The organism is Kribbella antiqua (assembly GCF_004345665.1).
Lineage (GTDB): Bacteria > Actinomycetota > Actinomycetes > Propionibacteriales > Kribbellaceae > Kribbella > Kribbella antiqua.
This window is the reverse complement of record NZ_SLWR01000015.1, coordinates 141176-167805: the sequence shown is the minus strand read 5'-3', so window position 1 is coordinate 167805 and position 26630 is coordinate 141176. Positions and strand designations below refer to the sequence as shown.

At 67.8% G+C, this 26630-nt stretch carries 25 protein-coding genes; 18 read left to right on the top strand and 7 right to left on the bottom strand.

Annotation, left to right across the window (positions count from 1 at the left end):
- The first annotated feature begins 4 nt into the window (after positions 1-4).
- The 3 genes from EV646_RS34480 to hutI all read left to right on the top strand — a co-directional run bounded on the left by EV646_RS34480 (position 5) and on the right by hutI (position 3877).
- A complete protein-coding gene (locus tag EV646_RS34480) occupies positions 5-1291 on the top strand; it encodes an allantoate amidohydrolase (RefSeq protein ID WP_132156284.1) in 1287 nt (428 codons plus the stop codon).
- Positions 1288-2598 (top strand): formimidoylglutamate deiminase, encoded by a 1311-nt coding sequence (locus tag EV646_RS34475; RefSeq protein WP_132156197.1) that lies wholly within the window; start codon positions 1288-1290, stop codon positions 2596-2598. Before EV646_RS34480 ends, EV646_RS34475 begins: the two co-directional genes overlap by 4 nt.
- A gap of 115 nt (positions 2599-2713) precedes the next feature.
- A complete protein-coding gene (gene hutI, locus EV646_RS34470; protein WP_132156195.1) occupies positions 2714-3877 on the top strand; it encodes an imidazolonepropionase in 1164 nt (387 codons plus the stop codon).
- A gap of 19 nt (positions 3878-3896) precedes the next feature.
- Here the strand turns inward: hutI and EV646_RS34465 are convergent, their stop codons facing one another.
- Positions 3897-4811, bottom strand: a complete 915-nt coding sequence (locus EV646_RS34465) for a DUF559 domain-containing protein (RefSeq protein WP_132156193.1) — start codon at positions 4809-4811, stop codon at positions 3897-3899.
- A 273-nt stretch (positions 4812-5084) separates the two neighbouring features.
- Here EV646_RS34465 and EV646_RS34460 point away from each other — a divergent pair, with 273 nt between their 5' ends.
- Positions 5085-5546, top strand: coding sequence for a phosphoribosyltransferase family protein (locus tag EV646_RS34460; RefSeq protein WP_241996512.1), 462 nt, complete (start codon positions 5085-5087; stop codon positions 5544-5546).
- Positions 5547-5660: 114 nt separating this feature from the next.
- On the opposite strand, the gene EV646_RS34455 is transcribed toward EV646_RS34460, so the two are convergent.
- Complete coding sequence (locus EV646_RS34455) at positions 5661-6149, bottom strand: GNAT family N-acetyltransferase (protein WP_241996511.1); 489 nt, start codon at positions 6147-6149, stop codon at positions 5661-5663.
- 307 nt (positions 6150-6456) lie between these two features.
- Between EV646_RS34455 and dnaK the strand changes: the two genes are divergently transcribed.
- The 6 genes from dnaK to clpB all read left to right on the top strand — a co-directional run bounded on the left by dnaK (position 6457) and on the right by clpB (position 15124).
- Positions 6457-8319 carry a molecular chaperone DnaK gene (gene dnaK / locus EV646_RS34450; protein WP_132156191.1) on the top strand — a complete coding sequence of 621 codons (1863 nt, stop codon included), beginning with the start codon at positions 6457-6459 and terminating at the stop codon, positions 8317-8319.
- On the top strand, positions 8316-9038 hold the full coding sequence (gene grpE, locus EV646_RS34445) for a nucleotide exchange factor GrpE (RefSeq protein WP_132156189.1): 723 nt from the start codon (positions 8316-8318) through the stop codon (positions 9036-9038). Before dnaK ends, grpE begins: the two co-directional genes overlap by 4 nt.
- Before the next feature lie 27 nt (positions 9039-9065).
- Entirely contained in the window at positions 9066-10232 is a 1167-nt protein-coding gene (gene dnaJ, locus EV646_RS34440) for a molecular chaperone DnaJ (RefSeq protein ID WP_132156187.1), read from the top strand.
- On the top strand, positions 10232-10687 hold the full coding sequence (locus tag EV646_RS34435; RefSeq protein ID WP_132156185.1) for a heat shock protein transcriptional repressor HspR: 456 nt from the start codon (positions 10232-10234) through the stop codon (positions 10685-10687). Before dnaJ ends, EV646_RS34435 begins: the two co-directional genes overlap by 1 nt.
- 121 nt (positions 10688-10808) lie before the next feature.
- Positions 10809-12071, top strand: coding sequence for a hypothetical protein (locus tag EV646_RS34430; protein WP_132156183.1), 1263 nt, complete (start codon positions 10809-10811; stop codon positions 12069-12071).
- Positions 12072-12544: 473 nt separating this feature from the next.
- Positions 12545-15124 carry an ATP-dependent chaperone ClpB gene (gene clpB / locus EV646_RS34425; RefSeq protein ID WP_132156181.1) on the top strand — a complete coding sequence of 860 codons (2580 nt, stop codon included), beginning with the start codon at positions 12545-12547 and terminating at the stop codon, positions 15122-15124.
- 39 nt (positions 15125-15163) lie between these two features.
- On the opposite strand, the gene EV646_RS34420 is transcribed toward clpB, so the two are convergent.
- Positions 15164-15991: an LLM class flavin-dependent oxidoreductase gene (locus EV646_RS34420; protein ID WP_206752057.1), complete on the bottom strand. Its 828-nt coding sequence runs from the start codon at positions 15989-15991 to the stop codon at positions 15164-15166.
- 137 nt (positions 15992-16128) lie between these two features.
- Between EV646_RS34420 and EV646_RS34415 the strand changes: the two genes are divergently transcribed.
- From EV646_RS34415 to EV646_RS34405, 3 genes are all read left to right on the top strand, one after another.
- Positions 16129-16674 carry an ABC transporter permease family protein gene (locus tag EV646_RS34415; protein WP_132156177.1) on the top strand — a complete coding sequence of 182 codons (546 nt, stop codon included), beginning with the start codon at positions 16129-16131 and terminating at the stop codon, positions 16672-16674.
- A gap of 18 nt (positions 16675-16692) precedes the next feature.
- On the top strand, positions 16693-17046 hold the full coding sequence (locus EV646_RS34410; RefSeq protein WP_132156175.1) for an ArsC/Spx/MgsR family protein: 354 nt from the start codon (positions 16693-16695) through the stop codon (positions 17044-17046).
- A 134-nt stretch (positions 17047-17180) separates the two neighbouring features.
- Positions 17181-17777 (top strand): hypothetical protein, encoded by a 597-nt coding sequence (locus tag EV646_RS34405; RefSeq protein WP_132156173.1) that lies wholly within the window; start codon positions 17181-17183, stop codon positions 17775-17777.
- 157 nt (positions 17778-17934) lie between these two features.
- Here EV646_RS34405 and EV646_RS34400 read toward each other — a convergent pair whose 3' ends face one another.
- Together EV646_RS34400 and EV646_RS34395 are read right to left on the bottom strand one after the other, a co-directional pair.
- On the bottom strand, positions 17935-19086 hold the full coding sequence (locus EV646_RS34400; RefSeq protein WP_132156171.1) for a pyridoxal phosphate-dependent aminotransferase: 1152 nt from the start codon (positions 19084-19086) through the stop codon (positions 17935-17937).
- 22 nt (positions 19087-19108) lie between these two features.
- Entirely contained in the window at positions 19109-19540 is a 432-nt protein-coding gene (locus tag EV646_RS34395) for a MarR family winged helix-turn-helix transcriptional regulator (protein ID WP_132156170.1), read from the bottom strand.
- A 92-nt stretch (positions 19541-19632) separates the two neighbouring features.
- On the opposite strand from EV646_RS34395, the gene EV646_RS34390 reads away from it, so the two are divergent.
- Complete coding sequence (locus EV646_RS34390) at positions 19633-21156, top strand: MFS transporter (protein ID WP_199237365.1); 1524 nt, start codon at positions 19633-19635, stop codon at positions 21154-21156.
- Here EV646_RS34390 and EV646_RS34385 read toward each other — a convergent pair.
- On the bottom strand, positions 21153-21857 hold the full coding sequence (locus tag EV646_RS34385; RefSeq protein ID WP_132156168.1) for a FadR/GntR family transcriptional regulator: 705 nt from the start codon (positions 21855-21857) through the stop codon (positions 21153-21155). The genes EV646_RS34390 and EV646_RS34385 overlap by 4 nt on opposite strands.
- 166 nt (positions 21858-22023) lie before the next feature.
- Here EV646_RS34385 and EV646_RS34380 point away from each other — a divergent pair, with 166 nt between their 5' ends.
- From EV646_RS34380 to EV646_RS34370, 3 genes are read left to right on the top strand one after another with little or no spacing between them, the layout of a single operon-like run.
- A complete protein-coding gene (locus EV646_RS34380) occupies positions 22024-23337 on the top strand; it encodes an ABC transporter substrate-binding protein (RefSeq protein ID WP_199237364.1) in 1314 nt (437 codons plus the stop codon).
- Positions 23338-23341: 4 nt separating this feature from the next.
- Positions 23342-24295, top strand: a complete 954-nt coding sequence (locus tag EV646_RS34375; protein ID WP_132156166.1) for a carbohydrate ABC transporter permease — start codon at positions 23342-23344, stop codon at positions 24293-24295.
- Entirely contained in the window at positions 24292-25128 is an 837-nt protein-coding gene (locus EV646_RS34370) for a carbohydrate ABC transporter permease (protein ID WP_132156164.1), read from the top strand. Before EV646_RS34375 ends, EV646_RS34370 begins: the two co-directional genes overlap by 4 nt.
- Here EV646_RS34370 and EV646_RS34365 read toward each other — a convergent pair.
- On the bottom strand, positions 25086-25757 hold the full coding sequence (locus EV646_RS34365; protein WP_132156162.1) for a pyrimidine 5'-nucleotidase: 672 nt from the start codon (positions 25755-25757) through the stop codon (positions 25086-25088). The genes EV646_RS34370 and EV646_RS34365 overlap by 43 nt on opposite strands.
- Before the next feature lie 53 nt (positions 25758-25810).
- Between EV646_RS34365 and EV646_RS34360 the strand changes: the two genes are divergently transcribed.
- Entirely contained in the window at positions 25811-26578 is a 768-nt protein-coding gene (locus EV646_RS34360) for an SDR family NAD(P)-dependent oxidoreductase (RefSeq protein ID WP_132156161.1), read from the top strand.
- The last annotated feature ends 52 nt before the right edge of the window (positions 26579-26630 follow it).

Here is a 26630-nt window from a genome sequence, read left to right as displayed (position 1 = left end):
GGACATGTGGGCGGCGCTGGCCGCCATCGGTCGCGACCCCGCTACCGGGGGTTACCGCCGAGGCGGCTGGACGCCGACAGAACGCGCGGCGACGCACTGGTTCGAAGACCAGTGCGCCGCCCGCAACCTGCGGGTGGAACACGACGGCATCGGAAACCTCATCGCCTGGTGGAACCCACCGGACCTCCGGTCCGGCGGGACGCCCGGCGCCGGGCCGGCCGGACAAGCGGACCTGCGGTCCGGCGGGGCGGGAGATCCGACGGGCTCTTCTTCCAGTCCGGCCGGAGGACCGGCCCTACGACCGGGAGTCGTCACGGGGAGCCACTTGGATTCGGTGATCGATGGAGGGGCTTTCGACGGGCCGCTCGGAGTCGTGTCCGCCTTGGCGGCGGTGGACTTGTTGCGGGCTGAGGGGTTTGTGCCTTCGGCGCCGATTGGGGTGGGGGCGTTCGTCGAGGAGGAAGGGTCGCGGTTCGGGATGCCGTGTCTCGGATCGCGGATCGCGGCCGGGGTACTGCCGGCCGAGAAGGCTCTCGCCTTGCAGGATCGCGCCGGAGTTTCGCTGGCGACCGCGCTGGAGGCCGCCGGCACTGATCCAGCCGGAGTCGGGCCGTCGCCGTTGCTGGAACGGATGGGGACGTTCGTCGAGTTGCACGTCGAGCAGGGCCGCGGGCTGACCGCGCCGGTTGGCGTGGCGAGCTCGATCTGGCCGCATGGGCGGTACCGCTTCACGTTCGGCGGTGAAGCCAACCACGCCGGGACGACGCTGATGGAAGACCGGCACGACCCTATGCTCACCTACGCGATGACCGCCCTGGCCGCGAACAAGCAGGCCCGGCTAGCCAGCGCCCGCGCGACCTTCGGGCGACTCTCGGTCGAGCCCAACGGGACGAACGCCGTACCGTCGCAGGTGACGGCTTGGCTGGATGCTCGCGCCGCGGACGATGCGACACTAGGATCATTGCTAGAGGCAATCACTCGGTTGGCGACAGAGCGCGCCGAGCGGGACGGTACGACGCTCGAGGTGGTGCCGGAGTCGGTGTCGCCGGTGGTGGACTTCCCTGCCGGGCTGCGGGACCGGCTGGTCGACGTACTGGATGGTGCGCCGGTGTTGCCGACCGGCGCTGGGCATGACGCCGGGGTGTTCTCGGCGGCTGGTGTGCCGACCGCGATGCTGTTCGTGCGGAACCCGACCGGGGTGTCGCATTCGCCGGCCGAGCACGCTGAGATGGACGACTGTCTGGCCGGAGTCGACGCGTTGGCCGCAGTACTGAAGGATCTTGCGCGGTGACGTCGTACTGGTGCTCGAGCGCGTTGCTCCCCACCGGAGTCGCCGAGCGGGTGCATCTGACGGTCGCAGACGGGCGGTTCTTGGGTGTGGAGGTGGACGCGGATCCAGGTGATGCCGTCCGATTGAACGGACTTGTCGTCCCCGGGTTGGCGAACTGCCACAGCCACGCGTTCCACCGCGCATTGCGTGGCCGGACGCAGACCGAGCGCGGCACGTTCTGGACTTGGCGTGAGCAGATGTACGCCGTCGCGTCGATGCTCACGCCGGAGTCGTATTACCAGCTCGCGCGAGCCGTGTACGGCGAGATGCTGCTCGCCGGGATCACTGCCGTCGGCGAGTTCCACTACCTGCACCACGCGCCGGGCGGACGGCGGTACGACGACCCGAACGCCATGGGTACCGCGTTGATCGCAGCAGCCCGCGACGTCGGCATCCGGATCACCTTGCTGGACACATGTTACGTCGCCGGCGGGATCGACCAGCCCCTGAATTCCGTGCAGGAACGCTTCAGCGACGGCGACGCCGCGGCATGGGCCTCGCGGGTCTCGCTGCTGTCATCCGCTGATGATGTGGTGATCGGCGCGGCCGCCCACTCGGTCCGCGGCGTGCCCCAGGACCAGCTCGGCGCCGTCGCAGCGGCTCTTCCGGACGCGCCCTTGCACATCCACCTGTCCGAGCAGGTCGGTGAAAACGCTGCCTGTCTTGACGCTTACGGGCGTACGCCGGCGCAGCTGCTCGATGAGGCGGGATTCCTCAGTGGCCGGACGAGCGCCGTACACGCGACGCACCTCACCTCGCGCGACATCGGTCTGCTCGGGACGTCGGCGACGTACTCGTGCTTCTGCCCGACGACCGAGCGCGACCTGGCCGACGGCATCGGACCGTCAGTGGCGTTGCGCGAAGCCGGGTCGCCGTTGACTCTCGGGTCGGACAGTCACGCGGTGATCGATCTGTTCGAGGAGATGCGCGCGGTGGAGCTGGACGAGCGGCTCGCCTCCCAGGAGCGCGGGCATTGGACCGCTGTGGAGCTGCTCAGATCCGCGACGGTCGACGGACATCGGTCGCTCGGGTTCGACGATGCTGGTGTGATCGAGGTGGGCGCTCGGGCCGACCTGGTCGCCGTACGGACGGACAGCGTGCGTACGGCGGGAACCGGCGGCACTCTTGAAACCGCCGTCTTCGCTGCGTCGGCGGCCGATGTCACCGATGTGGTTGCTGGCGGCATTCATCTTGTTGCTGATGGCAAACATTTGAAGCTGGATGTTGCAGCGGAACTGGCTTCCTCGATCGCGGCGGTGACCGAATGACTCTACTGATGCCACGCCTCCGGCGCGGCGTGTCATGGGGCTTTGACTCCCGGCCTTCCCTCGTCACTCCGGTCGCTTCGCTCCCTGCACTCCTCAGTCCAGGCCGGGAGGCCCCGTGACATCGTTGCTGTTGACCGGTATCGGTTCGCTGGTGACCAACGATCCCGCGTTTGGTGGTCAGCTCGGCGAGGTCCGGGACGCGGCGCTGGTGATCGAGGGCAGCAAGGTCGCCTGGGTGGGCTCTCGGCGTGATGCGCCTGAGGCCGATGGCGCGCTGGATCTCGGCGGCCGCGCGGTGATTCCCGGCTTCGTCGATTCACATTCGCATCTCGTCTTCGCCGGTGACCGGGCCGAGGAATTCGCCGCGCGCATGACCGGTACGCCGTACTCTGCAGGCGGGATCCGTACGACGGTCGCGGCGACGCGGCAGGCGACGGACTCCCAGCTCACCGCCAACGTCGCCCGGCTGGTGACCGAGATGCGACGGCAAGGTACGACGACGGTGGAGATCAAGTCCGGCTACGGATTGACCGTCGCGGATGAGGCGCGTGCGCTGGAGATCGCGGGTCATTTCACCGACGAGACCACTTATCTCGGGGCGCACGTCGTACCGTCGGAGTTCGCCGATGATCCTGCCGGCTACGTGTCGCTGGTGACGGGCGCGATGCTTGAGGCGGTTTCGCCGCACGCCAAGTGGGTGGACGTTTTCGTCGAACGCGGCGCCTTCGACGAGGACCAGGCGCGGGCGATCCTCCAAGCCGGCTTGGCCCGCGGACTGCAGGCCCGTGTGCATGCGAACCAGCTCGGCGAAGGCCCTGGCGTCCAGCTCGCTTGCTCGATCGGCGCGGCCGCGGCCGACCACTGCACGTACCTCACGGACGCCGACATCGACGCACTGGCTTCCACCGGCGTCGTCGCCGGACTCCTACCCGCCGTCGAGTTCTCCACCCGCTCGCCGTACCCCAACGCGCGGCGACTACTAGACGCCGGCGTGACAGTTGCCTTGGCCACCGACTGCAACCCGGGCTCCGGCTACTCGTCGTCCATGCCCTTCTGCATCGCCCTAGCCGTCCGCGAAATGCACATGACCCCCGCCGAGGCCCTCTGGTCCGCCACCGCCGGCGGCGCCGCCTCCCTCCGCCGCACCGACATCGGCCACCTAACCCCCGGCGCCCAAGCCGACCTAGCCGTCCTAGACGCCCCGTCCTACCTCCACCTCGCCTACCGCCCCGCCGTCCCCCTTGTCAGCCAGACCTTCATCGGTGGTCGGCCGGTGTGAGGTCCGGACGCCCAGGCCATCACAACAGCGCCAGTGCATGCCGTTCCCCGCTCGTAACGTCGGTGACGCCTGAATTGTGATGGCCTGGAGATCCGGCCACCGCCTGCCGGATCACGTCCACCACCCAGCCCGGGTCGAACATCACGTCCTCCCACGAGAAGCGGAGAAGCCGCCAGCCGCGGATGGTGAGGTTGACATGTCGCCGGCAATCCCGGGCCAGCGCCGTCCGCGTGCCGTGGTGGGCGAAGCTGTCAGCCTCCAGGGCGATCAGGAGGCGTGGATGGCCGAGATCGATCCGGGCGGAGAACTTGCCGTCCCGAACCTGGAATTGAGGTACGAAGCCGTCGATGCCTGCCTCGATCAGGATGGAGCGGAGCACCGACTCAAGTGGCGACTCCGCTCGGCCGTCAGCAGCGGCGGCGACTCGCCGGGCGCGACGGGAACCGGGGCCGGTGAGCTCGGCAGCGGCGATCAGCAGTTGTGAGCGATCGATCGCGCCGAGCCGGAGGGCGGAGTCTGCGACGGTAAGAGCGGCGGCGAACGGAAGGGTGCGGGCGCAATCCAGCACTGTCCGCAGCTTTCCCGTACAGCGTCCATCAGACGGTACGTCGTCCGCCCAGTGCAGTTCGCAGTCCACCCGGCTCAGCCGTCGGTGCTGTCCGCGCGGGACCGTGATGTGTGGTTTGGACGGCAAGTCGAGGACGGAGAAGCCATGCAGAACGGCGGCGCTCGTGTGCGACACGATTCCGCCCTGCGCGCGTGCGGCGGCAAGCGGGTCGGCTGCCGGCGGCACCGTGTAGACGCCCTTCGCGATACGAAGGATCGCAGCGTCGGCAAGCGCCCCGCGGATAGCGCGACCGGAGACGGAGACGCGTAGCTCGGCGAACGTCGCTGTTCCCCCGCGTCGGCGAAGGATGTCGATGACTTGAGACACCTGACGATGCTGACGGAAATGCTGCGGGCGTGCCGAGGATTGTCCACAGGCGGACCGCCAGCCCATCACAACCGTCTCCTCGCGGTCGCCCCACACGGGAGCCCGGCACGCGGCCTGCCATTGTGAGGGGCTGGCGGTCCGCATAAACCAGGTGCGGGTCACGGGCGCAGCGATCACCCTGGAGGCATGTCCAGAGGAGCGGCGGTGAGGGTGCGGTTGCGGGAGGCGTTTGTGTGGCGGACGGATCGGGGGGTCTGAAGTTCGTACGCCGATGTGACCGGGTGGTGGCGGGATGCCGAGTTGCTGCGGGAGGTTGGGCCTGCCTTGGGGGCGTTGTATGACGTGACGCCGACCGTGGTGATTGGGCCGGTGTCGCGTGGTGCGATGTTGGGGGCGTTGACGGCGGCGGCGCTGGGCGTCGGTTTCGTCGAGGTGCGCAAGGACTGTGGGCCGGCGACGGACAGCGATCGATGGGTGCTTCGTACGACGGGTCCGGACTATCGGGATCGGCACGTCGTGTTCGGGTTCAGGCGAGGGCTGTTGAAGTCGAGTGACCGGGTGCTGATGGTCGACGACTGGGCCGACACCGGCGCGACCGCGCTGGCCGCTCGTGCGCTGGTCGAGGACTGCGGCGCGCACTGGATCGGAGCTGCCTGCGTCGTCGACGGCCTCACCGACACGCGGCTCCGCCACGACCTCCCGTTGAGGGCACTCCTCAACATCCGGCAGCTCTAGCGCTGCTCGCTCTCGGTCCAGAGACACACCTTGGGCACCGATCGACCACATTTCGTGGCGAATATGGTTGCCCGGTGCTCAAGGTGGGCGGCGAACGGGTGCGGGCGAGGGGCGCTAGTCGGTCGCGAGTTCCTTGGAGCAGAGGGCTGTCGTCGTGCCGTCGGGGCGGCGGAGTTTGCCTACCTCGACGAAGTCGCGGCCGGCGTGGAAGGCGAGGCCGGCGATGTCGGGCGGGTCGGACCGGATCCCGCAGACCAGCCGGTCGAACTGCCGGGCCGAGCGTTCGACCGCGCGGTAGACCGCCGTCGCGATGCCCTGCCGCCGGTGTTCCTCCGCCACGACGATCCGGTCGAGGTGGAGGAACCGGTCGGCGTACGTCTCGGCGAACCAATGGAACTCGAGCGAGTCGTGCGCCGACCCGGGCGCGAAGGTCAGCACGAAGGCGACCACCCGGTCGTCCAGCTCGACCACCGCGGCGTGCGCGGCGATCAGCTTGAGCCAGTCCAGGCGGTCTGGGCCGAGTGGATCGACCAGGCCCTCCGCCGTGGCGTTCAGCGCGAGTACGACGGGGTCGTCGGCCGAGGTCATGGGGCGGAGTTTCACCGTTCCACCATCCCACGGAAACCGCTTGCCGCGGCAGGGTGCAATTGCCGGCCGCCGCACGGAACGACCCGGCCGCCGCACGGGGATGCGCCCGTCGCCGTACCGGGATGACCCCGTCGCCGTACCGGGAAAGGCCTGGCGGGACCCTGGGTGAGCCCTGGGAATCCGGGGTCCGGGTTGGGAATGACCTGGGCGGTGTGTCATGTTGAGTCAGGTGAACTCAAGTTTGCCTCCCGCGGGATTTGAAACCCGACCGGCGAACCGGCAACATTGAGTCTGCATCACTCAACTTCGTGGAGGTAAGCACATGGCCCGCGCGGTCGGTATCGATCTCGGTACGACGAACTCCGTCATCGCCGTACTGGAAGGTGGCGAGCCCACCGTCATCCCCAACGCCGAGGGAGCGCGTACGACGCCCTCGGTGGTGGCCTTCGCCAAGAACGGCGAGGTCCTGGTCGGCGAGGTGGCGAAGCGCCAGGCCACCACGAACGTCGACCGCACCATCCGCTCCGTCAAGCGTCACATGGGCGAGAGCTGGAACGTGGACATCGACGGGAAGAAGTTCACCCCGCAGCAGATCAGCGCGTTCGTGCTGCAGAAGCTGAAGCGGGACGCCGAGGCGTACCTCGGGGAGCAGGTCACCGACGCGGTCATCACCGTGCCGGCGTACTTCTCCGACGCGCAGCGCCAGGCCACCAAGGAGGCCGGTGAGATCGCAGGCCTGAAGGTGCACCGGATCGTCAACGAGCCGACCGCGGCCGCGCTCGCCTACGGCCTGGACAAGGGCCACGAGCAGACCATCCTGGTCTTCGACCTCGGTGGTGGCACGTTCGACGTGTCGCTGCTGGAGATCGGCGACGGCGTCTTCGAGGTGAAGGCGACCAGCGGTGACAACCACCTCGGTGGCGACGACTGGGACAACCGGATCGTCCAGTGGCTGGTGACCCAGTTCAAGAACAAGAACGGCACCGACCTGTCCAGCGACAAGATGGCCATGCAGCGGCTCACCGAGGCCGCCGAGAAGGCCAAGATCGAGCTGTCCGCCGCGGCCGAGACGACCATCCACCTGCCGTATCTGAGCCTGACCGAGTCCGGCCCGCTGCACCTGGAGGAAAAGCTCTCCCGGGCCGAGTTCCAGAAGATGACCAACGACCTGCTGGAGCGCGCCCGCGCTCCGTTCAAGGCGGTCATCAAGGACGCCGGCATCGACGTGTCGAAGATCGACCACGTGATCCTGGTCGGCGGTTCGACCCGGATGCCCGCGGTGGCCGACCTGGTCAAGGAGCTGACCGGTGGCAAGGACCCGAACAAGGGCGTGAACCCGGACGAGGTCGTCGCCGTCGGCGCGTCCCTGCAGGCCGGTGTGCTGAAGGGTGAGGTCAAGGACGTCCTGCTGCTCGACGTGACCCCGCTGAGCCTCGGTATCGAGACCAAGGGCGGCGTGTTCACCAAGATCATCGAGCGCAACACCACGATCCCGACCAAGGGCTCGGAGATCTTCACCACGGCCGAGGACAACCAGCCGTCGGTGATGATCCAGGTGTACCAGGGCGAGCGCGAGATGGCCCGCGACAACAAGTCGCTCGGCAACTTCGAGCTGACCGGCCTGCCGCCGGCGCCACGCAACGTCCCGCAGATCGAGGTCACCTTCGACATCGACGCCAACGGCATCGTGCACGTCAACGCCAAGGACCTGGCCACCGGCAAGGAGCAGCGGATGACGGTCACCGGCGGTTCGGCGCTGCCGAAGGACGACATCGAGCGGATGGTCCGCGACGCCGAGAAGTACGCCGAGGAGGACCACAAGCGCCGCGAGGCGGTGGAGAACCGCAACCAGGCCGAGGGGCTCGTCTACCAGACGGAGAAGTTCCTGTCCGAGAACGAGGACAAGGTTCCGGACGACGTCAAGACCGAGGTCAAGGACGGCGTCGCCGAGCTGAAGAAGGCGCTCGAGGGTGAGGACGCCGACGCGATCAAGGCCGCGTCGGAGAAGCTCGCCCAGTCCAGCCAGAAGATGGGCGCCGCGATGTATGCGAACGCTCAGGCCGCCGGCGGCTCGTCCGAGGAGGCCGGGACCGACAGCTCCGCCTCGAGCAGCACCGACGACGACGTCGTCGACGCCGAGATCGTGGACGAGGACCGGCCGCAGGACAAGACGGAGGACAAGTGACGGATCGACCGACTGGCAGCGAGTTCGGCGACGGTGAGCCCGTCGTCCGGGACAAGCGCCGGATCGACCCGGACACCGGCGCGCTGCGGGAGCCGAGTGAGGCTCCCGCGGCCGGCCCAGGATCGGGCTCAGCACCGGGCACCCCGGGCACCCCGGGAGCGCAGCCGCCGAAGGACCCGTCGGACCTGATCGGCCCGTCCGCCCAGGAGGCACTGTTGACCGAGGCCCTGGCCGAGCGTACGGCGGACCTGCAGCGACTGCAGGCCGAGTACGTCAACTACAAGCGCCGGGTCGACCGCGACCGGGAGGCATCCCGCGAACTGGTGATCGGCTCGGTGCTGACCGAGTTGCTCGGCATCCTGGACGACATCGGCCGGGCCCGCGAGGCGGGTGAACTGGAGGGCGCGTTCAAGGCGGTCGCCGAGTCGCTCGAGCGGGTCACCGAGAAGCTCGGCCTGGTGAAGTACGGCGAGAAGGGCGACCCCTTCGACCCGCGCATCCACGAGGCCCTGCTGCACAACTACTCCGACGAGGTGGACGGGCCGACGGCGACGCTGGTGATGCAGCCGGGGTACCGCCACGGTGAGCGGGTCCTGCGTCCGGCCCGGGTGGCCGTCTCGGAGCCGACCGAGCAACTCCCGGCCGAGGCCGCCGCGCAGGACGGCATACCGGTGGAGAACACAGATGACGACAAGTCCGCAGACACGTCTGCGGAGTAAACGACACAGCGGGAGGGGAGGCGTCGAATGAGCACGAAGGATTGGCTCGAGAAGGACTTCTACAAGGTTCTCGGCGTCTCCAAGACCGCTGATGCCGACGAGATCAAGAAGGCCTACCGCAAGCTCGCGCGCAAGTACCACCCGGACTCCAACGCCGGCGACGCGACCGCGGAGGCCAGGTTCAAAGAGGTCTCCGAGGCGTACGACGTGGTCGGCGACCCGAAGAAGCGCAAGGAGTACGACGAGGCGCGCCGGCTCTTCGGCAGCGGCGGCTTCCGGATGCCGGGCAGCGGCGGGGGACAGGGCGGCTTCAACTTCGATGTCGGCGACCTGTTCAACCGTGGCGGTGCCGGTGGCGGTGGTGGCGGCCTCGGCGACATCCTGGGCGGGATGTTCGGCGGCGGCCGGACCACGACCACCACGTCGACGGCCCGGCCGCGGCGCGGCGCGGACATCGAGACCGAGGCGACGATCGAGTTCGCCGAGGCCGTGAACGGTGTCACCGTGGCGCTGCGGATGACCAGCGACGAACCCTGCAAGACCTGCCGCGGCACCGGCGCCAAGTACGGGACGGTGCCGAAGGTCTGCCTGAAGTGCGAGGGCACGGGCATGCAGACCTCGGTCCAGGGCGGCGTGTTCGCCATGACCGAGCCGTGCACCGAGTGCAAGGGCCGCGGCCTGGTCGTCGACCAGCCGTGCGAGACCTGCCACGGCTCCGGCCGCGGCCAGTCGAGCAAAACCATGCAGGTCCGCATCCCGGCGGGGGTGCAGGACAACCAGCGGATCCGGCTGAAGGGCAAGGGCGCGGCCGGCGAACGGGGTGGCCCCGCGGGCGACCTCTACGTCACCGTGCACGTCAAGCCGCACCGGATCTTCGGCCGCCAAGGCGAACACCTGACGCTCAACGTCCCGGTCAGCTTCACCGAAGCCGCGCTGGGCGCCGAGATCAAGGTGCCGACCCTGGACGGCCTGCCCGTCACGGTGCGAATCCCGGCCGGTACGGCGAACGGCAGCAAGCTCCGGGTCCGTGGCAAGGGATCGGTTCGCCGGGACGGGACCAAGGGCGACCTGCTGCTCACCCTCGATGTGCAGGTCCCGCACGAGCTGACCGACGAGCAGCGCGCCAAGCTGCAGGAGTTCAGCACGGCGTCGGACCAGCCTGACCTGCGGGCCGGGTTGTTCGGGAGTTCGTGATGGGTATCCCGTTCAGCCAGGTGCCGACCTGGGACGACCGTACCCCGATCTACGTGATCTCGGTGGCGGCCCAGCTGGCCGGCATGCATCCGCAGACACTGCGCCAGTACGACCGGCTCGGGCTTGTCACCCCGAGCCGGGCGTCCGGCCGCGGTCGTCGCTATTCGGCGTACGACGTGGCGAAGCTACGGTACGTGCAGCACCTGTCCCAGGAAGAGGGCATCAACCTGGCGGGGATCCGGCACATCCTCGCGCTGCAGTCCGAAGTGGAGGACCTGCGCAAGCGGGTCAACCAGCTGCTGGCTGAAGTCCAGCGCGGTGTCGGCGCCTCCCGGCAGCACAGCGGCAGTCGCGTCTTCTCAGCCGGTCCGGCCGGTGACGTGATCGCCATGGGCCGGCAGCAGACCACCACCCGCTGGATCCGCACCCAGCCCCTGGAGCTCGGCCCTCGCTGAGCTCCCCTCGATTCTCCGGTGGTGGCCGGGCAGCGGTGACCGGTTGACTACTGGGGGTGCGTGGCTGAAAGATATCTGCGACGCCGCTGTGGCCTGCGCCCCCGTTCAGAACGAGGACCGTGTGCACAAGCTAGCCGCAGTACTGACAACCGCCCTGACCACTACTTGCTTGATCGCCGCCGCCGGCGTGGCGCAGGCCGCTCCGGCCGCGGTGACCTACTACATCGACTCGTCCGCGGGCTCCGACTCCGCCGCGGGAACGACCACCGGCACGGCTTGGAAGAGCCTCGCCAAGGTGAACGGGTTCGCGTTCAACCCTGGCGACCAGATCCTGTTCAAACGTGGCGGTTCCTGGACCGGCACGCTGACATTGTCGAGGTCCGGTACGTCGGAGGCACCGATCGTCGTCGGCGCCTACGGCTCCGGCGCCCTGCCGAAGATCGGCGGGCCGGTGCTCAACTGCGTGGCCGTCACCGGCTCGGACTACTTCATCGGCGACCTCCGGGCCAGCGGCTGCAACTGGGCCGGGTTCGAACTGTTCGGCGACAGCATCGTGATGGACACCATCCAGGCCGACAACAACGTCGTCGGGGTCTCGATCACCGACGGCTCGGACTGGAACGAGGTCCGCTGGAGCACGATCGTCGACAACAACAAGATGAGCGTGAACGACAGCAAGCCGGACAACGACTCGGGCGCCTTCGGCCTGCTGGTCCACGGCGACGACAACAAGATCCGCCACAACACCATCACCGGCAGCTTCGCCACCAGCATCGACTACACGTACGACGGTGCCGCGGTGGAGATCTTCAACGGCAACCGGAACCGCATCGAGTACAACAAGACGGCCGACAACGACACGTTCACCGAACTCGGGCACGAGGCGGGCAAGACGGCGGACGACAACGTGTTCGCCTACAACAGCGTGACCTCGACGAAGCCGTCGGGCACCTTCCTGATCACCCGGGGCGCTTTGAGCAACATCGGGCCGGTGATGCGAACCCTGGCGGTGAACAACTCCGTCTACCTGCCGAACGGCGACGGCTGGAGCTGCGACGCCGGCTGCGGCCCGGACATCCTCAAACTGCGCAGCAACATCGTCAAGGTCGGCAAGAAGGTCGGGTACGACGACTCGTTCGACACCGGCAACCCGGCCGACGCGGCGGACGAGGCCCGCGGCGTGTACCAGAGCAGCGTCTACCAGTTCACCCTCGGCCCGAACTCGGTCAAGGCTGACCCGCTCTACACCAGCACCACCGACCTCCGCCTCAAGGCCGGCAGCCCCGCCATCGGCCGCGGCGAAGACGCCGGCTACGACTACGACCTCGCCAGCAAGGACCTCTCCACCACCACCCGCTGGGACGCGGGCGCCTACCAGTACTGAACGGATCGCAGGTGTGGCACGGCGGCTTCAGTCGCGGAGCCCGGGCGGCACGGCGGCTTCCGTCGCGGAGCTCGCAGTCGAGTGTGGGGAGATTGCCGCCGGTAAGCGGTTGCTGACGACACGGTGGCCACAGTCGAACGCCGGCTCAACGCACTTCTCGCCCGACCCCTCGCGCAGCAGCGGCCTCTACTGTTGTTCGGCTTTGGGGAGTCCTGCCGGCTGATCCAGGTGGGTAACACTCCCCAGTCGGCGATGGCGAAGGGCAAAGGGGTGGCGCGGTTGTCGCGCCACCCCTTTGCGTTGTCCACAGGCGGGCAGATCGGGATCAACCGAGGGAGGTGAAACGGATACAACTAGTAGTGAGGAACCCTGAGTTGTCCCGGGGATTTGGCAGAGTTGAGTGGAATGGACTCAAGTTTGGATAGGTTGTAGTCAGTGACTGTTGTTGCTTGAGCTTGAAAGGCTGGAACCAGATGGACGTTCAGCGGTTGACGACGCTGGCCCGGGAAACCCTGTCGGTCGCGATCCGTCAGACCTCCGCGGCGGGCAACCCGACCGTGGAGCCCATTCACCTGTTGTCGGCGCTGCTCGCGCAGCCCGAGGGGACCACCGTCGGTGTGCTCGAGGCCGCCGGTGCCGACATCGACGCCGTACGTCGTCGTACTGCCGAATTCCTGAGCCGGTTGCCGAAGGCGAGTGGCGGGAGCGTGCAGGCGCCGAGCCTGTCGCCCAAGACCAGCGATGTCCTCAATCAGGCGGAGCAGCGGGCCCTTGGCCTCGGCGACGAGTACGTCTCCACCGAGCATCTGCTGATCTCGCTCGCCACCGTCGAGGGGAACGCGAAGACCGCGCTGGGCGTGACCGCGGACGCGTTGCTGTCCGCGTTCGACAAGATGCGCGGCAACCGCCGGATCACCTCACCGGAGGCGGAAGGCACCACCAAGACGCTGGAGAAGTACGGCGTCGACCTGACCGAGCGGGCCCGCGACGGCAAGCTCGACCCGGTGATCGGGCGCGACTCCGAGATCCGCCGGGTGGTTCAGGTGCTGTCCCGTCGTACCAAGAACAACCCGGTGCTGATCGGTGAGCCGGGCGTCGGCAAGACCGCCGTCGTCGAGGGGCTGGCCCAGCGGATCGTGGCCGGTGACGTGCCCGAGTCGCTGCGCGGCCGGCGGCTGATCGGCCTCGACCTCGGCGCGATGGTCGCGGGCGCGAAGTACCGCGGTGAGTTCGAGGAGCGGCTGAAGGCGGTGCTGACCGAGATCAAGGAGTCCGAGGGGCAGATCATCACCTTCATCGACGAGCTGCACACCGTCGTCGGCGCCGGCGCGACGGGTGAGGGCGCGATGGACGCCGGCAACATGCTGAAGCCGATGCTGGCCCGCGGCGAACTGCGAATGATCGGTGCCACGACGTTGGATGAGTACCGGACTCGCATCGAGAAGGACCCGGCGCTGGAGCGACGCTTCCAGCAAGTGTTCGTCGGCGAGCCATCGGCCGAGGACACGATCGCCATCCTGCGCGGCCTGAAGGAGCGCTACGAGGCGCACCACAAGGTCGCCATCTCCGACAGCGCGCTGGTCGCCGCCGCGACGCTGTCGAACCGATACATCTCCGGCCGCCAGCTGCCGGACAAGGCGATCGACCTGGTCGACGAGGCCGCGTCCCGGCTGCGGATGGAGATCGACTCGTCCCCAGTCGAGATCGACTCGCTTCGCCGTACGGTCGACAGGCTGAAGATGGAGGAGCTCGCGCTGTCCCGCGAGGAGGACCCGTCCAGCCAGGAGCGGCTCGAGCGGCTGCGCGCCGACCTCGCCGACCGCGAGGAGGAGCTGCGTGCGCTGGAGGCCCGCTGGGACCGGGAGAAGTCCGGGCTGAACCGGGTCGGCGAGATCAAGGAGCGGATCGACGAGCTGCGCGGCCAGGCCGAGCGCGCCCAGCGCGACGGCGACCTGGAGACCGCGTCCCGGCTCCTGTACGGCGAGATCCCACAGCTGACCAAGGAGCTCGAGGAGGCCGACGCGGAGCCGCCGGCCGAAGGCCCCGACGCGATGGTGAACGAGGAGGTCGGCCCGACCGAGATCGCCGAGGTCATCGCGATGTGGACCGGCATCCCGACCGGTCGGCTGCTCGAGGGCGAGACCGGCAAGCTGCTCCGGATGGAGGACGAGCTGGGTCGCCGGCTGATCGGCCAGCGTGAGGCGGTCACGGCCGTCAGCGACGCCGTCCGCCGGGCCCGGGCCGGGATCTCCGACCCCGACCGCCCGACCGGTAGCTTCCTGTTCCTCGGCCCGACCGGTGTCGGCAAGACCGAGCTGGCGAAGGCGCTGGCCGACTTCCTGTTCGACGACGAGCGGGCCATGGTCCGGATCGACATGTCGGAGTACGGCGAGAAGCACAGTGTCTCGCGGCTGGTCGGTGCCCCGCCCGGCTACGTCGGGTACGAGGAGGGTGGCCAGCTCACCGAGGCTGTTCGCCGGCGCCCGTACTCGGTGATCCTGCTCGACGAGGTCGAGAAGGCTCACCCCGAGGTCTTCGACATCCTGCTGCAGGTGCTGGACGACGGCCGACTGACCGACGGCCAGGGGCGTACGGTCGACTTCCGCAACGTCATCCTGGTCCTGACCAGCAACCTGGGTTCGGCGTACCTGGCCGACCTCACCCTGGACGACCAGGCCAAGCGCGACCAGGTGATGGCCGTCGTACGGCAGTCGTTCAAGCCGGAGTTCATCAACCGGCTGGACGAGATCGTGCTCTTCGACGCCCTGGGCAGCGAGGAACTCACCCAGATCGTCGCCCTGCAGATCAACGCCCTGCAGCGCCGCCTGGCCGACCGCCGCATCACGCTGGACGTCGGTGACGACGCGATGGAGTGGCTCGCCCTGACCGGCTACGACCCGGTGTACGGCGCCCGCCCGCTCCGCCGCCTGGTCCAGTCGGCGATCGGCGACGAACTGGCCCGAGGCCTCCTTTCCGGTACGGTCCGCGACGGCGACACCGTCAAGGTCCTGCTGAACGAGGCAAAGGACGCCCTCGATGTAGTCCCCGCCTGACCCAACGCAGGGTTGCCAGTGGTCCCCGGCAACCCTGCCTCAGGACCGTGGCGGGCCGCTGCGGATCCGCTCGAGATAGGCATCGGGGCCACCATCAGGTGCGAGCTCCAACCACCAGGTGGCCCCGGCTTCCGAGAAGGCCTGAACACGATCCCGGGTTTCACCGGCATCCGAGCTCTCCTCGGGATTGAATGCGATCTCCCCGGTCGACCCGTCGCCACGCTGCTCGCGAAGGAAGTCCGCGACCTGAGCGACGTCGTCCGGGGAGAGCAACTGCTCGGTGTCCTGCCGGACCGTCATCAGGTACACGCCATCCCAACGCGCCGCCCGGCGCAGCGGCTTGCGGCGTGGCCACCCCGCGGCCAACCAGACCGGGATCCGCGGCGACTGCAGCGGTCCCGGCCGCAGCATCGCCTGATCAAGCTCGTAGTGCTTGCCGCGATAGCTGAACGGCTCGCCCGACCACAACCCGCTGATGATGTCGAGCCCTTCGTCCAGCTTCTCCGCGCGAACCAGCGGATCCCACGAGTCACCGAACGGCGTGAAGTCCTGCTCGGCGTACCCGAGCCCAGCCGCGAAGATCAACCGTCCGCCGCTCAACCGATCGAGCGTCGCCGCTTGCCTGGCGACCTCCCACGGCCGCCGTCGCGGCAACGGCGTGAGCATGGAACCAACCGCCAGCCGCTCGGTCGCCAGAACCACCGCAGTCAACGCAATCCACGGATCGGCGACCGCCTCACCCGAACTCAACACATCCTGGACGAAGAACCCATCCCACCCAGCCCGCTCCGCCTCCGCAGCCAACCGCCCCAACACCCGCGGATCTGCATACGCTCCGTCGATCGGCACATCGAGCCCGAACCGCATTCCCACACCCCTCCTCTGCGATCCAACCCACCCATCGTGTACCCCACTCGCCCCCGCTCATGGGTGGGACGCGCGTACTGGTTTGGCTGGGATGGGAGGATCGGGGCAGGGGGTAGGTGGAAGGAACTCTTCAGGCAATGAGTGAGCAGGACCGCAACGATCCGACCGAGGATCGGCCCGGGCCGTACCAGGGCGTCTTCGGCGGTTCGACCACGCCACAGCCGCCCGGCGTCACGCCGTACGGTGATCGTCCGTACGGCGATCGCCCGGGTGCGTACGGCGGTCTGTACGGCGCTGCCGCGGATCCGCATCAGCCCCCGCCCAAACAGGTCACCATCGCCGCGGTGATCACGTTCGGTCTCGGCGCGCTCAGCATCCTGCTCGCCGGCCTGGCATTGACCTCCGCCGGCGAACAGATCTCCGAGGTCCTCACCGGTTCCAAGGAGAACGAAGGTGTCGCCGTGGCCGCCGCCCTCTTCTGCGCGGTTGTCTACTTCCTCCCGGCGATCTTTCTCCGCAAGCGCCGCCCGTGGGCCCGCTACCTGCTGATCGGTGTCGCCGCGATCGGCATCGCCGGCGGCATCATGGCCCTGCCCAGCAGCATCCTGGGCCTCGCGATCCACACCGCCCTGCTGATCCTGATGCTCCAGCAACCCACCAAGCTCTGGTTCCACCACCGCTGACGAACGAGGACCTCACCCGTGGAGATCTGGATCAACCCGGCCTGCTCAAAATGCCGCGCCGCCACCGACGCCCTCGACGAGGCCGGCGTCACCTACACCGTACGGCGCTACCTGGACGACCCACCCACAGCCGAAGAGCTCACCGAGGTCCTGCACCGCCTCAACCTGGAACCCTGGCACCTCGTCCGCCAAAACGAACCCGCCGCCCAACCCCTCCGCGACCTGCCTCGTGACGCCGCGCACCGCCCGGACTGGATCAAGGCCATGGTCACCCACCCCATCCTCATCCAACGCCCCATCCTCACCGCCGACGACAACACCACAGCCATAACCCGAGACCCCGATTCCCTGGCCCCCTTCCTCCCAAGCTGACCTGCTGCCCGCTCAGAAGGCGCAAAAGCGCGTTCCAGGCCTTCAACCGATCTGCCCCACGATGCCCCGAGCTGCCCCGCCAACCCTGTGGATGGCGCCAACCGCGCAACGACAGATTCCTGCACAATCCGTTGATGCTTACCATGGCAGCCGCCTTCCATCTTTTCGCCTGGGTCGATGAATCTGTCATCATCGGGCCGCCCGGTGGTTCCGGCACCTACACGATGGCGGCTGTTGTCGCGGACCCTGCTCACTGCGAAGAGTTCCGGCACGAGCTCCGGGCGCTAATGATTCGGCCTGGCGTTCGGCTCCATTGGGTCGCCGAGTCGCCGAAACGGCGCCATCTCATTGCAGAAGCCGTTGGCCGGATGGACATCGCCGCGATCCTGACGGTCGGTACACCGATGGAGAGGTCGAAACAGGAGCGTGCTCGCAGGTGCTGCCTTGAGCGGCTGCTCTACGAGCTGGATCAGCTCGGTGTGTCAGAAGTCAGAATGGAGTCCCGAACAGCGGCTCAGGACAGGCGCGATGTTCGCTTGGTCGACTCTGCTCGCCGCAAGCGGTTGATCTCGCACGAGCTGCAGGTGACATTTGCCAGGCCGACCGGTGAGCCGATGCTGTGGCTGCCGGACGCGGTCGCGGGCGCGATGTCGGCCGCGATCCTGGGCGAGGATCAGTGGTTGACGGCGATCGCCGAGATGGTCACGGTCCATCAGGTCGACATCCGATGATCAACTGCCCAGAAAGCGCGAAAGCTGGGGCCCGTCATTCCGGCGGGAATCCCAGCTTCACTTCTCACCAAGCAGCGCGAGGTGAGCTACGCACAGTCTCTCACAAGTACTGGCTGGTGTCTTGTGTCGTCCACAAGCTGCCTGCTGTTGCCCATGCCTACAGTTTGGTGAGGCGGTTGAGGGCTTCTTGGAGGACGTGGGGTTGTTTGCAGAAAGCCCAGCGGACCAAGGGCCGACCGAACGTGGTGTTGTCGTAGAAGACTTGGTGGGGGATGGCTACTACGCCGGTGCGTTCGGGGAGCATGCGGCAGAAGTCGACGCCGTCGGTGTGGCCGAGGGGGCGGATGTCGGTGGTGACGAAGTAGGTGGCTTGGGGGCGGTGGACGCCGAAGCCGAGTGCCTCCAGGCCGTCGCAGAGGAGGTCGCGGCGAGACTGCAGGTCCAAACGCAGGCTGTCGTAGTAGTCGTTGCCTAGGGCAAGTGCCTTCGCGACGGCAGGCTGGAACGGGGCGCCGGAGGTGAAGGTGAGGAACTGCTTCGCGGTCATCACCGCTGTGACCGCCGCGGGCGTCCCGGTGACCCAGCCGATCTTCCAGCCGGTGACGGAGAAGGTCTTGCCCGCGCTGCTGATCGAGATCGTGCGTTCCGCCATTCCGTCGTACGACGCCAGTGGCTTGTGCCGGCGGCCGTCGTACACGAGGTGTTCGTAGACCTCGTCGGTGATGACGACCAGGTCGTGCTCGATGGCGACGGCGCTGATGCCGCGGAGTTCGTCGTCGGTGAGGACGGTGCCGGTCGGGTTGTGCGGGGAGTTGATCAGCAGGACCTTTGTGCGCGGGGTGACGGCGGCGCGGAGCTCGTCGAGGTCGAGGCGGAAGTCCGGAGCGCGCAGGGTGACCGGGACGCGGCGGCCGCCGGCGAAGGCGATACCGGCGGCGTAGGAGTCGTAGTACGGCTCCAACGCGATCACCTCGTCGCCGGGTTCGACGTACGCGAGCAGTGCTGCGGCGACCGCCTCGGTGGCGCCCGTGGTGACGAGGACCTCGGTGTCCGGGTCGTACGTCAACCCGTAGAACCGCTGCTGGTGGTCGGCGATCGCCTGCCGCAGCGCGGGGATGCCGCGGCCGGGCGGGTACTGGTTGGCGCCTGCTTGGATCGCGGCGATCGCGTCCTCGAGCAGCGAGGCGGGCCCGTCGGTGTCGGGGAAGCCCTGGCCGAGGTTGACCGAGTCGGTCGCCACCGCCAGAGCGGACATCTCGGCGAAGATCGTGGTCCCGAGCCCGCTCAACCGCTGAGCATGTTCACGCATGCCCCGACCCTAACCCGCCTGGTCAGCCGTCAAGGGTTTCGACCATGTGGCGGAGCCAGGCTCGGGCGGCGGCGCGATCGGCGTCGGTGAACGAGGCTTCGAGCTCGGCCTCCACCTTGCGTACGGCGGGGACCGCGTCGGCCAGGCGTTGCTCGCCGGCCGGGGTGAGGTGGATCTGCTGGGTACGGCGGTCGCTCGGGTTGGCCCGGCGTTCGACCAGGCCAGCGCGTTCCATTCCGGCGATCAGCTCGTTCGCCGACTGCCGCGCCGTACCGACCTCGCGGCCGACCTCGGCGATGGTGCTGCCGGGCTTGGCCGCGACCAGCAGCAGGGTGCCGTACTGCTGCACCGAGAGCCCGTGCTCGTCGAGGGCGGTGGCGAGGGCGCCGCGCATGCTCAGCCAGGCGTGCCGGACCAGGAAGGTGACACAGCCGGTCGGTTCGTCGGGGTCCATGACTTCATTCTGCCGGGAGAAGAGATTGACAGGTTCCTGTCAAACAAGCGACACTCGATCTTGTCAGGGTCCTGTCAATCATAGGAGACCTCGTGTCCTCGATCGACCCCCCGCGGCAACGCCGCATCCTCGCGAGCCTCGTCGTCTCGGCGATCCTGATCTGGATCGACTCGACCGTCCTCGGGATCGCCCTCGAACGCCTCGCCGACCCGGTCGACGGCCTCGGCGCGACGCCCGGGCAGCTGCAATGGGCGATCGGCGTCTACTCGCTGCTCTTCGCGACCGCGCTGTTCGCGGCCGGCGCCCTCGGCGACCGCTACGGTCACCGGACCGTCCTGATGCTCGGGCTGGTCGTCTTCGGTGCCTCGTCCGCCTGGGCGGCCTGGGCCGGCGGGCCGGTCGAGCTCATCCTCGCCCGCGCCACGATGGGCCTCGGTGGCGCGCTGATCATGCCCACCTCCATGGCCATCATCGGCTGGACCTTTCCGCCGGAGCGCCGGGCCGGTGCGATCGCGGTCTGGTCGTCGTCGGCCGGGTTGGGCGTCGCCGTCGGACCGGTTCTCGGCGGTCTGCTGATCGACCACTTCTGGTGGGGCTCGGTTTTCCTGATCAACCTGCCGATCGTCGCGGCCGGCCTCGTCGGTGCCGCACTCGTCCTGCCGAATCCCCGTAGCCCACAGCGTCGCCGACTCGACCCAAGAGGTCTCGCGCTGTCCACACTCGGTCTGCTCGGTCTCTCCTACGGGCTGATCGAGGGCGGTCACCAAGGTGGCTGGAACCGCTGGCAGGTGTGGGCAAGCATCGCGGCGGGTCTTGCACTGCTCGCCGCATTCATCTACTCGGAGTGGCGTGAGAGCGAGCCCAGCTTCGACCCGCGGCTTTTCCGCAACCGCCGCTTCGCGGCCGGCAACCTCGCGCTCGCGGCCCTGTTCCTGACGCTCACCGGACAAAGCTTCTACCTGGCCTTCTACTTGCAAGGCGCGCGCGGCATGAGCGCTCTCGACGCAGGCCTCATGTCGTTGCCCAGTGCAACAGGTGTGGTGCTGGGTTCGCCGATCGGCGCACGGCTGGCGGCTCGCTTCGGTGTCGCGAGAATCTCCGGTACGGCGCTGGTCGCCTTCGCCCTCTGCCACGCCCTCAACCTGACGTACGACGTCGACACGTCACTCGTCTGGGTCGCGGCGGTCGGCGCTCTGGCCGGCCTGTCGATCGGAGTGGCCGTCGCGCCGACCACAGCCGCGGTGATCGCGACGCTGCCGATGGAGCGCATCGGCGCGGGATCGGCCGTCAACAATGCGATCCGCCAGGTCGGCAGTGTCCTCGGTGTCGCCGTCCTCGGGACGATTGTGTCGTCCACCTACCAGCACCAGGTCGAGCCGCACCTGCCCGCGACCATAAGAGACGCCGGGGTATCAGCTGAGGCGACTCGTCACGTGGCACGCGCGATCGGTCGTCCGGACCTGGTCGATCTCGCGAACTACACCTTCATCCACGCAATGCACACTGCGGCCCTGGTCGCATCGGCCATCACCCTGACCGGCGCGATCGTCCTCACCTTGGCCTTCCGTGCGAAGCGCCGTACAGCAGAGGAAATCCAGGTCGCGGTCGACGCCTAAGCGTCTGGAAGGTCGGGCTGTGGCTCCGGGCGGAGGGCTCGGAGCCATAGTTCGGTTTGGGCTATGTGAGCGGAGGCGGCGGTGGCCGCGGCGGCCGGGTCGCGGCGGGCGATGGCGGCGAGGATGGCGCGGTGGCCGCGGTCGCTGGTCTGCTTGATCGCGTCGAACTCCTCGCCCGGCTCGAAGATGCGGTAGTGACCGCCGCGGCCACGGATCACATCGCAGAGCGCGGTGACCGTCGGGTTGCCGCCCGCCATACAGATCGTGCCGTGGAACTCGGCGTCCAGCTGCTGGATCGCGGTCGCGTCAGTGGTCGCCTCGAGGCGATCCAGGATGTCGCTCAGCCGGTCGGCAAGGTCCGGGTCCTGGCGGGCGGCGGCTGCGGCGGTGGCATGGGACTCGAGCACGCGCCGTACTTCCATCAACTGGAGCACGCCCTCTAGCGGAATCAGCTCGACCGAGAGGGAGAACCGGCTGATGATCTCGGCCGGGTCCAGCGCCGAGACGTACGTACCGGAGCCGTGCCGCGACTCGATCACGCCGAGAGCGGCCAGCGACCGGGCCGCCTCGCGCAGGGAACTGCGGGACACGCCGAGGTGGTCGCAAAGCTCCGGCTCCGGCGGGAACTTCGCGCCCGGGCCGAGCTCGCCGGACGCGATCATCTGGCGCAGGCCGGCCAGCGCCTTGTCCGTGGCTGCCATGTCGCCACCTCCTCTAACCTGTAAGTCCTCAGACATCTTATCGCGGAAACCTTGCCGTCCCTGCGTCACGATCGCTAAGGTGCGGTGAAGGTCGACCAATTCATCAGATGTCAGTGCCAACATCTGAAACCATCCCCTGGCCCACATCCCCTCAGGAGACCGCGCCATGTCCCACCGGCCACGCATGATGTTCGCATCCCTCGCCGCCGCCGCGACGGCCGCCGCACTGCTGCTGTCCGCCTGCGGTCCCGGCCCGGCCGAGAAGGCGCAGGGCGAGGTCCGCCTGCAGATGGTCGAGAGCCTGACCAACCCGACCCGGACCGCGCTGCTGAAGAAGCTGATCGCCGACTTCGAGGCGAAGAACTCCGGGATCAAGGTGCAGCTCATCTCGCCGCCGACCAACCAGGCGGACCAGAAGATCCAGCAGATGCTGCAGTCCGGCAAGGGAGTCGACGTACTCGAGGTGCGTGACACCACTGTCGGCCCGTTCTCCACCAACAAGTGGATCTACGACATGGCGCCCGACCTAAAGGGCTGGGACGGCCTCGACGCGCTCACTCCGAACGCGCTCAAGGTGACGCAGCAGGGCGGCCACTCGTACATGGTCCCGTACGGCTTCTACGGACTGTCGCTGTTCTACCGCAAGGACCTGGTCCAGCAGGCCGGCTTCAGCGGCCCGCCGAAGAGCTGGAGCGAGCTGGTCGAGCAGGCGAAGAAGATCAACAACCCGAAGAAGAACGTCTACGGCTACTCGTTCCGCGGTGGTCTCGGTGCCGGCGGCAACGCGATCGCGGTGATCTCGGGCTACGTGATCGACGACATCAACAAGGACAACGCGTTCAAGCTCACCGACGGCAAGACGATCTTCTCGTCGCCGAAGGCGGTCGACGCGCTCAACCTGTACCTCGACCTGTTCAAGAACGCGGCCCCGCCGTCGTCGGTCAGCTGGGGTTACCCGGAGATGGTGCAAGGCTTCACCTCCGGTACGACGGGCTTCCTGCTCCAGGACCCCGAGGTGATCGCGACGGTCAAGCAGTCCAAGACGATCAAGGAAGACCAGTGGGGTACGGCGCCTCTGCCGGTAGGCCCGACTGGTAAGGCGGCGCAGCCACTGGCGAACGCCGGTTGGGGTGTGGCCGCGGGCAGTGAGCACAAGAAGGAAGCCGTGGAACTGGTGAAGTTCCTGACCTCGGGCGACGCCGCGATGACGTTCTCGAAGGAGAACAGCCTGGTCCCGATCCTGAAGTCGGCCGCCGACGACCCGTTCTTCAAGGACGGCCCGTGGGCGTCGTACGTCGCGATGAACCAGTCGCCGGACACCTACATCGTGGTCACGCAGCCGCGTGGTGTCGCCTGGTCGACCGAGTGGGGCAACAAGTCCGATGCCGACGTACAGAAGCTGATCACCGGGAAGGCGCAGCCGGCCGAGATCCTGAAGAGCTGGGACGAGTTCTGGACGGCCAAGTGGGCCGGAAAGTAATCAGATGGCTCTGACTGAAACGGACCGGCCGGCTCTGCAGAAACCATCGCCGAGGCGGCCGGTCGGTGGTCGGCGGCGGTTCAGTGGGCGGACGGCGTTGGTGTTGCTGGCGTTCATGGCGCCGGCGATCGTGTTCGTCGGGTTGTTCACCTACTATCCGCTGCTGAGCGGGATCCAGATGGCGTTCCGGAACTACAACCTGAACGACCTGTCGGACACCTCCTGGGTCGGGCTGGACAACTTCCGCGCGCTGCTGCACGACGAGATGTTCCGCGGCACCGTGAAGAACTCCGTCATCTGGGTGGTCGGCTCGCTGGTGCCGCAGTTCCTGATCGGCTTCACGATGGCGCTGTGGCTGCGGCGGAAGTTCCGGTTCCGCGGCGCGTACCAGGCGCTGGTGTTCTTCCCGTGGGCGGTGTCCGGCTTCCTGATCGGCATCCTGTTCCGCTGGATGTTCAACGGCGAGTTCGGCGTCGTCAACGACCTGCTGATGAAGACGCACCTGATCGACACCCCGGTGCCGTGGCTGGCCGACGCTCGCTACGCGATGGTCGCTGTCATCATCGCGAACGTCTGGTACGGCGTGACGTTCTTCGCGATCATGATCCTCGCCGCGCTGCAGTCGGTGCCCGAGGAACTCTATGAAGCGGCCGCGATCGACGGCGCCGGCAAGGTACGCACGCTGTTCAGCATCACCATCCCGTCGATCCGGACCACGCTGGCGCTGACCGTGCTGCTCCGGGTGATCTGGATCTTCAACTCACCCGAACTGATCTTCGGCATGACCGGTGGTGGCCCGGCGAACGAGACGCACATCGTCACGTCGTACATGATCCAGGTGACCCAGGAGGGCGACTACGGACGCGCTTCGGCGATGGGCGTGATGGTCGTGTTCGTGCTGATGCTGTTCGCGGTCTTCTACCTGCTGGCGATCCGGCCGCGGAAGGGTCTCGCATGATCCGCTCAGAGACACCTGCCGGCCGGATCGTGAAGTTCGGCGGGCTCGGGATCTGCCTGATCTTCACGGTGTTTCCGCTGTACTGGATCCTGATCACGTCGTTCAAGGAACCGGGCACGATCTTCGCGTATCCGCTGAAGTACTGGCCGGGCTCGTGGTCGCTGGAGAATTACCGCGGCCTGTTCGGTACGTCGAACTTCGGGGTCTTCATCGGCAACAGTCTGATCGTGTCACTGGTCGCGGCGGCGCTGGCGACAGTGGTTTCGTTGCTGTCGGCGTACGTGCTGGCCCGCTTCGAGTTCGCCTCGAAGGGCGCGGTGATGGGCGCGTTCCTTGTCACGCAGATGATCCCCGGCTTCATCGCGCTCGGCTCGCTCTACATCCTGATGACCCGGATGTACTTGGTCGACAGTCGCTGGGGCCTGGTCCTGGTGTACGTCGCCATGTCGATCCCGCTGTGCACGGTGATGCTGCGCGGGTTCTTCGAGAACGTGCCGGCTTCGCTGGAGGAGGCGGCGATGGTCGACGGTTGCTCGCGGCTGTCGGCGTTGTTCCGGGTGCTGGTTCCGGTGATGACGCCGGGGATCGCGGCGTCGTACATCTTCAACTTCGTGAACTGCTGGAACGAGCTGTTCCTGTCGGTCACACTGCTCAACAGCGACAGCAACAAGACGGTCCCGGCGGCGCTGAACGGCTTCATCAGCAGCTACAACATCGACTGGGGCTCGATGTCGGCGGCCGCGGTGCTCAGCATCGTCCCGACGATGATCCTGTTCGCGGTCGCCAGCCGCTACATCGTCGAGGGGCTGACCTCGGGAGCCGTCAAGGAGTGAAGGAATTTCGCTAGATCGCCGGCCCGCCACTGCCGCGGCCCGATTTCCTCGTACGGCGTCCCGTCGGCGCCGTCGACCAAGATCGTCGCCATACCCCGGGCCCGCGGGACCTCGAGGTTGACCGGGAGGTCGTCGAACATGGCGGCGCGGCCGGGGTCGACGGTGAAGCGGGCCAGGAAGGCGTCGAAGCTCTCCGGGTACGGCTTCGGGATCAGGTCGCCGGCGAGGATGTCGAAGACGCCGTCGAAGCAGGCGGTCAGGCCGAGCTGCCGCAGCGCCTGCTCGGCGTGGTAGGCCGAGCCGTTCGTGTAGACGTAGCGGTGGCCTGGGAGTGCGCTCAGAGCCTCGGCGAGGGCCGGGTCCGGCGTCAGTACCGAATAGTCGATCCGCCGCTCGAAGCTGAGGAAGTCGTGCGGATCGACGTTCCGGGTCGTCATCATGCCTCTGAGTGACGTGCCGTGCTGGGCGATCAGCTCGGTCTGGATCTGCCGGGCTCCGACGACGTCAACGCCGTACACCTGGGAAATCGCGCCGAGGATGCCGGCGGTGACCTGCTCCGTGAGCGCGGAGCCGGCCGGGTACAGGGTGTTGTCGAGGTCCAGCACCCAGGTGTCGATGTTCGCCAGCATCCGTCCAGAGTAGTGACAGACTGGGGGCTGGTACCTACGGGAGGACAGGCAACGTGGCGACTGCGCTCATCACCGGACCGGCGACCGGGATCGGCCGGGCGTTCGCGGACAAGCTGGCGCTGGAGGGGTACGACCTCGTGCTGGTGTCGCGGGACGAGGCGCGGCTGAAGGAAGCCGCGGCCGAGCTCACCCGGCTGCACGGCGTCGCGTGCGAGGTACTCGTGGCCGACCTGACCGATCGCGACGACCTGGCGCGGGTGGAGGAGCGGTTCCGCACCGGGCCGATCGAGGTGCTGGTCAACAACGCGGGCTTCGGGCAGAAGAAGCCGTTCTGGGCGAATCCGGTCGAGGTCGAGGAGAAGCAGCTCGATCTGCTGGTTCGGGTGGTCATGCGGCTGACGCATGCCGCCGTACTGCCGATGATCGAACGCGGTTCGGGTGCGGTGATCAACGTGTCCTCGGTGGCCGGCTTCCTGCAGCGCGGTTCGTACAGTGCGCACAAGTCCTGGGTGACGAACTTCTCCGCCGGGCTCGCCGTCGAGCTGCACGCAAAGGGCGTTGCGGTGATGGCGCTGTGCCCCGGTTTCGTGCACACCGAGTTTCACGAGCGGATGGGGATGGACAAGACGATCATCCCGTCGTTCATGTGGCTGGACGCGACAGACCTGGTCGACGCCGCGTGGAAGGACCTGATGCGCGGCAAGGCGATCTCCATCCCCAGCCGCCGCTACAAACTCCTCACCGCCGCCGCCCGCTTCACCCCGCGCGCCCTCATCGCCCGCGTTTCCACAGTGGGTTTGGACGGTCGCCGCCGCGCCTGACGGGAGCGGAGCAGAACACGAAGGCACGACGGGGGACCTACCCGTCGTGCCT